The 12,179-nt window shown below is 35.1% G+C and carries 12 protein-coding genes, 1 tRNA gene, 1 rRNA gene and 1 pseudogene; 7 read left to right on the top strand and 8 right to left on the bottom strand.

Annotated features, from left to right (window positions below):
- Positions 1-18 precede the first annotated feature (18 nt).
- From J2Y38_RS17590 to J2Y38_RS17620, 7 genes are all read right to left on the bottom strand, one after another.
- Positions 19-612 (bottom strand): 2OG-Fe(II) oxygenase, encoded by a 594-nt coding sequence (locus tag J2Y38_RS17590; RefSeq protein WP_309845063.1) that lies wholly within the window; start codon positions 610-612, stop codon positions 19-21.
- 153 nt (positions 613-765) lie between these two features.
- Positions 766-2,229, bottom strand: a complete 1,464-nt coding sequence (locus J2Y38_RS17595) for an AAA family ATPase (RefSeq protein ID WP_309845065.1) — start codon at positions 2,227-2,229, stop codon at positions 766-768.
- A 277-nt stretch (positions 2,230-2,506) separates the two neighbouring features.
- Positions 2,507-3,625: a VWA domain-containing protein gene (locus J2Y38_RS17600; RefSeq protein ID WP_053474419.1), complete on the bottom strand. Its 1,119-nt coding sequence runs from the start codon at positions 3,623-3,625 to the stop codon at positions 2,507-2,509.
- 106 nt (positions 3,626-3,731) lie between these two features.
- Positions 3,732-4,112: a YchJ family metal-binding protein gene (locus J2Y38_RS17605; RefSeq protein ID WP_309845068.1), complete on the bottom strand. Its 381-nt coding sequence runs from the start codon at positions 4,110-4,112 to the stop codon at positions 3,732-3,734.
- Positions 4,099-4,335 carry a hypothetical protein gene (locus J2Y38_RS17610; protein ID WP_309845069.1) on the bottom strand — a complete coding sequence of 79 codons (237 nt, stop codon included), beginning with the start codon at positions 4,333-4,335 and terminating at the stop codon, positions 4,099-4,101. Before J2Y38_RS17610 ends, J2Y38_RS17605 begins: the two co-directional genes overlap by 14 nt.
- Before the next feature lie 73 nt (positions 4,336-4,408).
- Positions 4,409-4,555 carry a hypothetical protein gene (locus J2Y38_RS17615; RefSeq protein ID WP_091290999.1) on the bottom strand — a complete coding sequence of 49 codons (147 nt, stop codon included), beginning with the start codon at positions 4,553-4,555 and terminating at the stop codon, positions 4,409-4,411.
- A complete protein-coding gene (locus J2Y38_RS17620; protein WP_309845071.1) occupies positions 4,555-5,097 on the bottom strand; it encodes a hypothetical protein in 543 nt (180 codons plus the stop codon). The genes J2Y38_RS17615 and J2Y38_RS17620 overlap by 1 nt, the downstream gene beginning before the upstream one ends.
- Positions 5,098-5,183: 86 nt before the next feature.
- Between J2Y38_RS17620 and J2Y38_RS17625 the strand changes: the two genes are divergently transcribed.
- From J2Y38_RS17625 to J2Y38_RS17655, 7 genes and pseudogenes are all read left to right on the top strand, one after another.
- A complete protein-coding gene (locus J2Y38_RS17625; RefSeq protein WP_073488378.1) occupies positions 5,184-5,429 on the top strand; it encodes a hypothetical protein in 246 nt (81 codons plus the stop codon).
- 337 nt (positions 5,430-5,766) lie between these two features.
- A complete protein-coding gene (locus J2Y38_RS17630; protein ID WP_053474414.1) occupies positions 5,767-6,207 on the top strand; it encodes a KTSC domain-containing protein in 441 nt (146 codons plus the stop codon).
- Positions 6,208-6,466: 259 nt separating this feature from the next.
- On the top strand, positions 6,467-7,228 hold the full coding sequence (locus J2Y38_RS17635; RefSeq protein WP_309845076.1) for a DUF4369 domain-containing protein: 762 nt from the start codon (positions 6,467-6,469) through the stop codon (positions 7,226-7,228).
- Between the two features lie 18 nt (positions 7,229-7,246).
- Positions 7,247-7,633, top strand: a pseudogene (locus J2Y38_RS17640) (peroxiredoxin family protein); the annotation flags it as partial.
- 185 nt (positions 7,634-7,818) lie between these two features.
- Positions 7,819-7,899, top strand: a tRNA-Tyr gene (locus J2Y38_RS17645).
- Between the two features lie 869 nt (positions 7,900-8,768).
- Positions 8,769-10,664 carry an FAD-dependent oxidoreductase gene (locus J2Y38_RS17650; protein ID WP_309845079.1) on the top strand — a complete coding sequence of 632 codons (1,896 nt, stop codon included), beginning with the start codon at positions 8,769-8,771 and terminating at the stop codon, positions 10,662-10,664.
- A gap of 788 nt (positions 10,665-11,452) precedes the next feature.
- The gene (locus tag J2Y38_RS17655) at positions 11,453-11,872 is read left to right on the top strand and encodes a thioesterase family protein (protein WP_309845082.1); all 420 of its coding nucleotides are present in this window, start codon (positions 11,453-11,455) and stop codon (positions 11,870-11,872) included.
- Positions 11,873-12,087: 215 nt separating this feature from the next.
- Here the strand turns inward: J2Y38_RS17655 and rrf are convergent.
- Positions 12,088-12,179 (bottom strand): 5S ribosomal RNA (rrf, locus tag J2Y38_RS17660); the annotation flags it as partial.

A 12,179-nucleotide genomic window follows, 5' to 3' on the forward strand; every position in this document is an offset into this window, starting at 1 on the left:
TGTTCCTAAAAAAACATATTAGTCAATTTTTAACCATCCTGTAATGCTCACTCTGGTATTTTGTGTAACTAAAACTTCGTGAACCAGTTCATTACTTTTAAAGAAAACGGTTTTACCCTGAATAGGCGATATTTTCTGCTCGCTGTTGTTTTGATGAATCATTAATTCTCCGCCGTCGCTTTCTTTCCAATTACTATTTAAATAACTGATCATAGAATATTTACGACTTGAATTATTTTTGAATTGATCTAAATGTTTGAGATAAAAATCGCCTTTTTCATATAACGAATAATGGAATTCGTAACCGGTAATTCCGGCAAAGCAGCTTTCGTTTAGATAAAGTACAAAAGCATCAATTTTATCGAAAAACTCATTTTCAAAAGCATTATTGTGCTTTTTATCCAGCCAATAAATAGCGTCGTTTCTAATTTTTCCGTCAAAAGAAAGCTTTTCAGAATTTCCAATTCCCGCCGCCAACAGTAAACTGGCAGCATTTAAATCGATTAAATTTTGCTTGAGATTATTGGATAATTCATCATTTATAAACCGTTCCGAAATTCCAATTTTATTCTCTATATAACTTGCTATCAAATCCTCAAAACTATCATCCATCGCTTTTTTAGGCAAACTGCAAATACAGCCAACGGAGCAAGGTAGACTATTTAAAACTGGTAATGCTGTTTTTAGAAATAATAAACCCGACAGGTTTTTAAAACCTGTCGGGTTTGATAACTACTGCTGAATTAACAATTAACAACTAATAATTTATAATTTACTAATATAACTTCCGTACATATCTTTAAATTGGTGCCCTTGTGCAAAACGGTCTTTGCTTAGTTTTTTATATTCTACCAAAGCCCACAGTACAAACTCTTTTACAAAATATTGATCTTTTTGATCTAATTGCGGCTGGTATTTTTTTAATAGAATATCCAAAGGAGTTACTTCATCTAAAATAGCCTGATATTCAGCATCAGAAGCATCGTCTAATAATTCGAAACCACTTTCTGCAAAAAACCATTCAATTAAATCTGAGTAAGGTGTTTTTTCTCCCGGCTTTTCTAATTTTTCTATTTTAGGAAATAACGTTGGAAACAAAGTTCGAATTGCCATTCCTATTAAATGCTGCGCTACAAAAGCAGCTCCCTCCTGCTCTCCTTCATAAACCAATTCTACTTTTCCAGTTATCGCCGGAATGATTCCGATAAAATCAGATAAACGAAGATTTGTTTTATCAACTCCAGATTTTAAAGCACGGCGTTCTGCGGTACTAATTAAGTTTTCAAAAGCGGTAATACTCATTCTGGCACTTACACCACTTTTATTGTCAATGTATTCGCTTTCGCGGGCTTCAAAACTAATTTGCTCTAAAATATCTCTCGCTAAATTTGGAACATAAACAACATCACTTTGGTTTTCGTCCAGTTTTGCTTCCTGTTGTGTAATTGTTCTTGCAATTTCGACCGTTTCAGGATAATGCGTTAAAATCTGTGAACCAATTCTGTCTTTAAGCGGCGTTACAATACTTCCTCTGTTGGTATAATCTTCTGGATTTGCAGTAAAAACAAACTGCATATCAAGCGGCATTCTCAATTTAAATCCGCGAATTTGAATATCGCCTTCCTGAAGGATATTAAATAATGCAACCTGAATTCTGGCTTGTAAATCTGGTAATTCGTTGATAACAAAAATACTTCTGTTTGCTCTCGGAATCATTCCAAAATGAATTACACGATCATCCGCATAAGATAATTTTAAATTTGCAGCTTTAATTGGGTCAACATCTCCAATTAAATCGGCTACGGTTACATCTGGCGTTGCTAATTTCTCGAAGAAACGTTCATTTCTGTGTAACCATGAAATTGGAGTTTCATCTCCTTTTTCTTCGATTAAATCTTTTGCAAAACGTGAAATTGGATTCAACGGTTCGTCATTGATTTCTGAACCTGTTACAAACGGAATATATTCGTCTAATAATTCTACCATTTTGCGCGCTAAACGTGTTTTTGCCTGTCCGCGAAGTCCTAATAAATTGATATTGTGACGAGAAAGAATCGCACGTTCTAATTCCGGAATTACGGTATTTTCGAATCCGTGAACACCTTCAAAAACTGGTTTCCCCGATTTTATCTTTTCACGAAGATTATTTCGCAATTCGTCCTTTATACTTATGCTTTTATATCCTGCAGCTTTTAACTGCCCTAATGTTTTTATATTATTAATTTCCATTTTATGAAATATCTATTTTGTTTATTGTTATTTAACGGCAAATATTGTGTTGTTGCGTTGTGCATAAATTTATTTCAAAAACCTTTGTCCCTCTGAACCTTTGCTACTTTGAACCTTTTTTAAATCAACTTTGTGTCATCACTTTGCGTAGACGCACTGATGTGCGTCTCTACGATATGCATTGTGTGTAAAATTATCACAAATCAATAAAAGCAGCGCTTCGACTTCGCTCAGCATGACAACTGAAAACTGCGACTAAAAACTGAACACTGAACACTTACCTCACTCTCTTCTTCCTATTCGTTTCATAATCTTCAAAAATCATTTCACCAAGACCTTTTAATCCGGTATAAAATGCTTTTCCCTGATTTGCTTCTGTAAAATGATTCACAAATCGCTGTAAATACGGATCGTTTGCAATCATAAAAGTCGTAATTGGAATATGTAATTTTCTGGCTTGTTGTGCCTGCGTGTAACATTTATCTACAATATATTCGTCGAGACCGTTGCTGTTCATATAGTACGAACCGTCGCGTTCGCGTACGCAGCTTGGTTTTCCGTCGGTGATCATGAAAATCTGCTTGTTAGTATTTCGTTTTCGGCGTAAAATATCCATCGCTAATTGCAATCCTGCAACTGTATTGGTGTGATACGGGCCAACTTGCAAATACGGCAAATCTTTAATTGGAATCGTCCAGGCATCATTTCCAAAAACCAAAATATCCAGCGTGTCTTTTGGGTAACGGGTTGTGATTAATTCTGCCAAAGCCATTGCGACTTTTTTCGCAGGCGTGATTCGGTCTTCACCATATAAAATCATACTGTGGCTTATATCGATCATCAAAACGGTACTCATTTGTGCTTTGTACTGCGTTTCTTCGACAACCAAATCATTTTCGGTCAGCATGAAACTTTCAACACCATTATTAATTTGAGCGTTTCGCAGACTTTCGGTCAATGAAATACGTTCTAAACCATCCCCAAAATTAAATTCGCGAAATTCTCCCGTATGTTCATCGCCATTTCCGGCATGTTTTGTTTTGTGATTTCCGTTTCCGGAACGTTTCAGATTTCCGAAAATCTGATCTAAAGCCTGCTGACGAATTGCGCGTTCTGTTTTAGCAGTGATTCCAAAACCGCCGCTTCCATCTTCTTTGACTTCGTCTTTTATGTAACCTTTCTTTTTTAAATCTTCGATAAAATCATCGATTGTGTAGTTCTCATCTGTTAGTTTATATTCTATATCTAATTCCCGAAGCCAGTTGATTGCTTCATCAAAATCCCCCGAAGTATGGGTGATTAGCTCTTTGAAAATACCAAAAAGTTTTTCAAACGGAGACTGAAACGGGGCTTCGTACGACTTAAAATAAAAACCTTTTTTAAATTCGTTTTTCATAATTCTAAAATTAAGCCTTTTTGGAATTATGAAAATAGAAACGTTTATTAATTTTTAGTTAAAATATTTAACCAAAATTCACAGCTAACAGTGTTAGATGTAACAATTATTCAAACTTTCCATCGACATAAAACCAAGCGTTATTTTCAAATTTAAAGGTTGAAAACTCATAATGAGTCTGCGGTTTATTATCAGAGTTTAAAAAATAGGCTTTAAACTCCACTGTATTTTCTGTAAAACTCAGAATTTCTAATTTTTGCCATTTATTTGCGGTAGCCCATTTTAGAATTTCTGCTTTCGAATAATATTTTCTTTCTGAAATATAGGTTGTTTCCAAAAGATATTCAGCATTATGAGTCGCATAAGCCGAATATCTGGAACGCATTAAAGCCAAAGCTGTAGGCGCTTTTTGATTGTTTTTAAGATACAATCCGCAGCAATTTTCAAACTGTAATCCTGTATCACAAAAGCATTTATGCGTCGCCATCTACTTCCTCTTCTCCGTTAAGTTTTACATGAAGCTGGTTTAATAAAACCTGATATCTGCTGATTTCTCTTACTTCTTCATCTTCTTCAGCAAAATCAATCATTTCGTCTAATACTTCGCTTACATCTAATAATTTATTATTTGCTTCTCTGGAATCTCCGGCAGCAATTAAATCAATGATTTCTTGCACACTTGCTTTTAAAGTTTCAAATTTTGTATTCATATATTATGTTTGTTTTTTTTGTTTCAAGTTTCAGGTTTCACGTCCCGTTGTAACTTGAAACTTAAAACTATATTTATTCCTCTGTTTTATTTTCGTTGAATTTTTTCACAATTTCTTTGAGTTTTTCTTTGCGGGAAACTTCGGCTTGTTTTTTCTTAGCCTGAGCTTTGTGCAATTTGTCATTGTGAATTTTGATATTTCTTTCGTTATTGCGTCCCATTATATGTCTCTTTTAATTTCTTCTAAACTCCTTTCAGTAAAAATCAGTTCGTTGATAATCTGCTTTCTTAAATCGGCAATATCATCATAATCAAAATATTTTGCCCACGAAGTTAATTGCTGCAGATTTCTAATTTGTTTTAAGCGTTTTGTGGTTTCAAAACTTGTTCTCAAAATCGCTTTTCCGTCGTAATTCGGGTTATTTTTATGCTGATAATTGGCGAGATTCTTTTCAAAATCGGCTTCTATGTAATATAGTTTCTCTTCGGCATTATCAGGATAAAATTCTTCCCAGGCAGCAAAACCAATTTTTGTTTTCGATTCGATTTCCGGCTCACGCGCAATTAAACGCCATTTGCTATTGGCTAATCTTCCCCAATGATTGGATACGCGATACATCCCGGCTTCGGTATAATAATAAGAACTTCCTGCCTTGCTTTCAAACTGTTTTTTTAAACCTTCTATTTCATTTGGAAGCACTTCATTAAAAACACAAAAGGTATTCTTAAAAGAATTTGGATGTGGCTTAAAATTTTTCTGCATGTGCAAATATACTGAGATTGTCGCGAACTCCCTAAAACAAACCTAAATTGATTAACTTTGCGACTTCAATTTTAAAATAAAAAACTATGTCTAAAGATTCACAAGAAAAAATGCCGCAAAAAGGGGTTTATACCGGCATTATCGAAAAAGATGAAAACAACAATTATTTCTGTGGTGAATATCTTTTAGATTATAAAATCGCTCATACTAACTTTAATCTTGGAGACTGGGTTACGATTAAATCTGTAATCGAAAATCCAAGCGACATTAGCTACGATAAATATCCTAAGAAATCTAAAAACTTCGATAAGGCGAATCATAAGCCAGAATAAGTTTTTTGTTTCAAGTTGAAATGAGAATATTTTAACGCAAAGTACGCTAAGATTCTTTTACTGTATTGCAAGCGGTATTAATAATACTAAGTTCGTAAAGCTGTTAACGTAAAGCTTTGCGAACTTTCCGTTTTTATAAAAAACATACTTAAAAAAAAATCTTAGCGTATTTTGCGTTAAAATATCGTCCTAACATTATAAAACCTATAACTTCTACCGAATATTTTTTCGATCAAAAGTGAAAAGTTAAAAAAAAGTGTACCTTTGCAAAAAATTTGTCGATTTGAACTAATTAATATCGATTTCAAACTAATAGACAAGTAGTTACCTTTTATTTATGAAAAAAATAGTTGAATACCGCAAGTTACTAAACGTAGAAAAAACTGCAGAGTTAAAAGATTTAAAAACAATTTATCGTAATGCGATGAAAGAATCTCATCCTGATAAATTTGTAGGAGACGACGCTGGTTTAAAAGAGGCAGAAGAAAAAAGCAAAACAATCATTGAAGCTTACCACTTTTTAGTAAGTATTCACCCTGATACTATTAAACTTAATTTACCTGAATATACAGAGACAATTTCAACTTGCACTATTACAGATTACAAATTTGTAGAAGGACGTTTGATTATTGATTTTTCTAACGGAAGTGTTTACGAATACATTAGTGTTCCTAAAGCTACTTACGTGAAAATGGTAAATGCTGATTCTCCTGGAAGATTCGCAAAAAGACACATTTTGAACTCTTTTACTTGGAGAAAGAAAACAAATCAAGAATAAATTTATTCGAAAATAATTCAAAAAGCACTCTTCTTACAGAGTGCTTTTTTTATGGCTTAGTATTAAAAAAACTCTATATTAGCATTCAAAACAATAAATAAATAAGAGTTTTAAATCAATTAAACGCTTCAAAACACTTGATTACAGGACATTTAGACACAAAAAAACTATAACAAAATTTTAGGTTACAAAATTCTTTATGTTTTATAATTTTAGATACTTTTGTTGCACAAATCAATTAACTAATTAATTTTTTATAATGAAAAAAATACTTTTTTTACTTACAGCTTCTGCAGCTATCATTTCATGCAGTAAAGTTAAAGACGGAGAATACCTAATTACTGGTACTGCAAAAGGAATCGAAAACGGAAAAACTATCATTCTTCAAGGACAAGATCCAGCTACAAGAATGACAATTGCGTTAGATACTGTAAAAGTTGAAAATGGAAAATTTGAAATTAAAGGAAAAGTTAAAGAACCAGCTTTCCACACATTAATACTTCAAGGTGCTAACGGGCCAATCCCATTTATCTTAGAAACTGGAGAAATCAATATCGAAATTGACAAAGACAGTATCCACAAATCTAAAATTTCTGGAACTTACAATAATGACGAGTATGTAAAATTCAATGATGATCTTACAAAAACTCAAAAAAACTTAATTGATTTTCAGAAAAAGAATACTCAAAAAATGCAGCAAGCGCAGCAAGCTCAAGATACAGCAACTATCAATGGCTTGATGAAACAATACATGGAAATCCAAACAGAAGTACAAGCTAGTACTAAAAAGAAATATTTAGCTTACGCTGAAGGACACCCAAAATCTTATATCTCTGCATTGATCATTCAAAGTATGATTAATGATCCAAGCAATGATATCAAAAAAACAGAGAGCTTATACAACGCTTTAGACGAATCTGTAAAAAACACAACTCCTGGTAAAGAAATCAAAACTAGACTAGGTCAAGCTAAATTGCCTGCGGTTGGTGCATCAGCTCCTCCAGTTGGCAGTGCTAAATGAAGAGCAGACTTTTCTGCGCCAAATCCGCAGGGAAAAGTAGTTTCGCTTAAAGAAAGTTTAGGCAAAGTAACTATCGTTGATTTCTGGGCTTCATGGTGTGGACCATGCAGAAAAGAAAATCCAAACGTTGTAGCGATTTACAAAGAATTACATTCAAAAGGATTAAACATTGTTGGAGTTTCTTTGGATAAAGATGCTGAACACTGGAAAGAAGCTATCGCAGCAGATGGTTTAACATGGACACATGTTTCAAACCTTAAATTCTGGGATGAGCCAATTGCGAAACAATATAATGTTGAATCTATTCCTGCAACTTTTATTCTTGATGCATCAGGAAAAGTGGTTGCTCAAGACTTAAGAGGCCCGGAATTGAAAGCAAAAATCGTAGAATTATTAGCAAAATAATCCTACTTTTAAAATAAAGTTAAAAAATCTCCCTAGTGGAGATTTTTTTATTTTATTCAATTCCAATGAATTAAAAAATAACTTTAAAATAACTTAAAATTAAGTTCTTTTTTTGTTTGCAAATGTAGAAAACGTTGCTATCTTTGCAACCGCTTAGAACAACAAAGCGCATCAATGCTGAGATCGGGGAGATACTCAAGCGGCCAACGAGGGCAGACTGTAAATCTGCTGTGTGAACTTCGCAGGTTCGAATCCTGCTCTCCCCACGGAAAGGCCGAAAAGCCAGAAAATATAAAGTTTTCAATCTTTTCAAAAAGCCGCAAAAAACGTGGTAAAACCTGCAAATCCTAGGATTCGCAGGTTTTTTTCTTTTATACTGCTTTTCAAATTTTTTAAAACCACCCAAAATTTCTATGGCAGAATCGTGGCACTTTTGTCTTGGAGTTGCTTCCAATTTTGCCACAAAAACTTAAGACTGTTATAAAAATATTATATCAGTCAAAGTTTGTGGCAGAATCGTGGCACATTGTGTTTTTGAAAACAAGAAATCCAGCAAAACCAAGGGTTAAGCTGTTTAGGTTTGAAGCTTTTAGAGTCCAAGAGGCTGGCATTTTGTTTTAAAACCTAACAATACAAAATGTACCTAGAATTATAGGCATTTGGCACAATGAACATATTGGAAAAGAAGAAGTGGCTGTTTCAAAAGTCTTTATTACGTCCTTGACATTTATAGCTTTAGATGCGACAAAAACTGATATTACTTAGAAACAGATTCAATTAGCAAGCTTCTGGAAATCTTTTTAAATGCAATTTAAAAAAAGTAAAAGGCTGACAAAATAATTGTAGGCTTTACTTTTTAATATTTTAATCTTCTTTATAAAAGCGCATTCATACAATAACCTTAAGTAATTTATTTTATTGGAATAAATCAATTTTATTCACAACAAAAAAACATCCATTCACGACAGAAAAACCTTCATTAACGACATCTTTTTCATTTTTTTTATTTTCAATCATTAATTTCATTTCAGAAAATAAAATCTAGAGTTAGAAAGCGTTTTCAAGATTAACCCAAAGAAAATACGAATACCATAGAAATCAAATTTTTTATTTTTTAACATAAAATTTACACAAAATGGGACAGTACAAAAGTCGTCAGGAATTTTTAAAAAACAATCCAAGATCAATTGCATTCGCCGCATTGGCTAAAGCAACAAAAATGCAAGACAAGATTACCAATCAAGCGATTAAACTTAGTCCAAATCAACTAGAAGGAAAGGAAGTTATAATCATCGGGTCTGGTGTTGGGGGACTTACCACCGCGTATGAACTACTCTCTCAAGAGTCTGGAGCAAAAGTAACCATTCTGGAAGCATCTCATAAAACGGGAGGACGCTGCATGAGCTTACGCACAGGAGATACACTCATCGAAGATGCAAACAGTGATTTGTTCGATTCGAAACCTGGAAAACCACAAGTTGTTCGATTTAAACGCCCAGTGGGAGACTCAGAACCTTACCTTAATGCAGGTCCTGGTCGCATACCAAGCAGTCACAAACGACTCCTTTCTTACTTAAAACGTTTTTCGGTAGACGTTGAAATATATGTGATGAACTCTGAATCTAATTTGGTTCAAAAGAACGAAAGCTTTGGAGGTAAACCTATGGTTTACCGTCGTTTGGATCATAATACAAGAGGTTGGTTGGCGCACATGGTATACAAAAATGCGGAAGAATTACTTCGCAATTCAAAAGTGGGAATTAGTGAAAGTAATCTTAAAACACGCGTTGAAGAATTACAAGATTTGATGGTCAGTTTCGGCGAACTTGATGTAGATGGAACCTATAGCGCAACGGCTGGATCACCTGGCTTCGAGGATGGAAAAACACGCGCTGGATATGAAGTATTACCTGGTGTTGCGGCTGGAATTGTAGCCGATGTTTTGAGTTTTGATAAATTGCTCGAATCAAAATTTTGGGAAGGCACGAAATTCTATCAACCTACAGATTTTCTTTGGCAGCCTACTTTATTTCAACCCGTTGGAGGAATGGATCAGGTGCAGCACGCTTTTGCTCAACAAGTGGCAGCTTTAGGAGGAAACATTCTTTTGAATAGTCCTGTAAAAAAAATAAAATGGGACTCAACTAAAGAGAAGTACATCATTTCGGTTGGACAAGTCGGAACAGAAGAACCGATCTATTACGAAGCTGATTATTGTGTTTGCAACCTTGCAATGCCTTTTTTGAAAAACATTCTAGATTCTGATCTCCTAAAATCGGGACTTGAACCTAAATTTAAAGATGCATTAAAAGCCGTTTTTGTGGCACAATTTGAACCAACACAAGCTCCAGGTTATAAACCGCGAGAAGACGGATACGTTCCGCGTTTTTTAGCCTGTACCTCCAAAGTGGGTTGGCAAGCAAATCGATCTTTATGGCAAGGAAGCCCAATAAATCCCAAGACAATGGCAGTTGAAAAATCCGAAGTGGGAGTTGTACCTATTTTTGGAGGAATCTCTTGGACAGACAATGAAATTCAACAAATCTGGTATCCATCTACGGCGTATCAAGACGAAAAAGGCGTGCTCACAGGCGCTTATAATTTTGATAAAGTAGCACACGATTGGGGAAAATTACCCGTTGATGAGCGCCTTACCAAAGCACGAAATGATGCCAGTAAATTCGGTAAGAAATTTGCCGAAGGCTTGGAAGAAGGCGTTGCCATAGCTTGGCAAAATATGCCAAATATCAAGGGTGGCTGGGCATATTGGCAAGCCGTTGGAGATGCGAACTACTCAACGAAACAATTTAACGCTATTGCACAAGGATCTGGAATTATAGATCCGAAAACAAAAAATGCGAGCAATGCTAACTTTTTTATTGTTGGTGATCAGATTTCCTCCCTTCCTGGTTGGCAAGAAGGCGCAATTGCAGCTGCATTAAATGCAATTTCGAGAATGGCAAATCCAGAAGTTAAAATACAGCCATTGAAAAATTTACCAGACACTCGTTTGATGGTGGAAGGTATCTAAATCAATTAAATATAAATGAATGGAACGACGTGGAAGGTATTCTGCGTCGCTTTTTTTATTATACGTTTGATTCTAAATTATTACTCTAGACAACAACCTGCTAACTCATTCATGAAATTTGATACTATATTATTCTAAGGTTATGTCGCATCTGTCAGAATCAAATATAAGAATTTAAGTAATTTAAAATTTAGGCCGCCAATTTACAAAATAATTTAAACATAGTTATCCCTGGTCTAACCATCTGATTCTTCCTCAGCATATGCACAACTTCAATTCTGGAGCTGCCTTCAATTTTGCCACAAAAAGCTAAGGCGGTTTTGTTCATGAGGATAAGAAAGAAAGAATTAAACAACCCTCCCTGCCCATAATCGAGCAGCTTTTTGCCTAGAATTATCACCGCAGCTGCACCCTGGAGGAGCTCACCAGCATAGCGCAGCCCTGTTTTCAGTCGTAAACGCGAGGACCGCTTTCCCTTGAAGGGGAAACCAGACTGCTGTACTCGATGCTTTACTGCTGCTCAGTGAGAACGGCCATATCTTTTTAAACCCCGACACGGATCAGAGCTGTATTACCATTAAAGACATTCTGACTCTCTATGATAAGACATTCTGTAATTAATATTTTACTTCCGATGCTGATCAATCAGCTCCTGTATTATTATAATCTGCAAAAAAGAAAACGCATCTGTATAATATAACAAACCAGCCCGTAGAAATTAATGCCGTCTTTATACTAAGCAGTGCATAACCACGTTTAGAAATAAACTCCAATTTTAATCTATATCAATGAATTATTCAAAAAATTACACAACCGATGAGAAACACATAGATGTCCAGGGTATTATGGACGGTTTGTATTATCCATTTTATATGGAGGAATGCCGTCACGACTATATCAGGGAAATCCTGGGTTTTGACTTTGTACAGCAGGCAGAAAACGGGGTATTTATGGTTTTGTCCGAGTACAGTATCAAATTCATCCGCTCTTTAAAAAAAGATGATCATTTTGAGGTAACCTGTGCCGTTTTTACCGACCCGCAGGGACTGCCGCGCCTGCATTTCAAACAGTCGATACTAAAAGACGGAAAACTAATGGCTTCCGCCGTATTTACCGGCACCTGTATCCCTGCAGCAGGAGGCAGACCTTACCTTCCAGAAGAACTCAAAGCAAATTTTGCTGATACCCCTGTGCTAGAGGTTAAATAGTTTTTTTTCCTAAACGGCAAATCTCCGGTTTAAAAGGATCTTTCTCCAAATACCATTTACATTACTTACAATACTGCCCTAGGAATAATCATAAATTACCAGTGGTTGCGAAGCAAGGATTCTGGTATTATCACACGTTATTTCTTTGGATTCAGTTTCCAAAAATATTATAAAACAAAAAATCCTCATCAAATACATGATGAGGATTCTTCAAAGAAAGGCGACGACATACTCTCCCACAATACTGCAGTACCATCTGCGCAGGCGGGCTTAACTACTCTGTTCGGGATGGGAAGAGGTGAGCCCC

The organism is Flavobacterium sp. 2755, assembly GCF_031455715.1.
Classification (GTDB): Bacteria; Bacteroidota; Bacteroidia; order Flavobacteriales; family Flavobacteriaceae; genus Flavobacterium.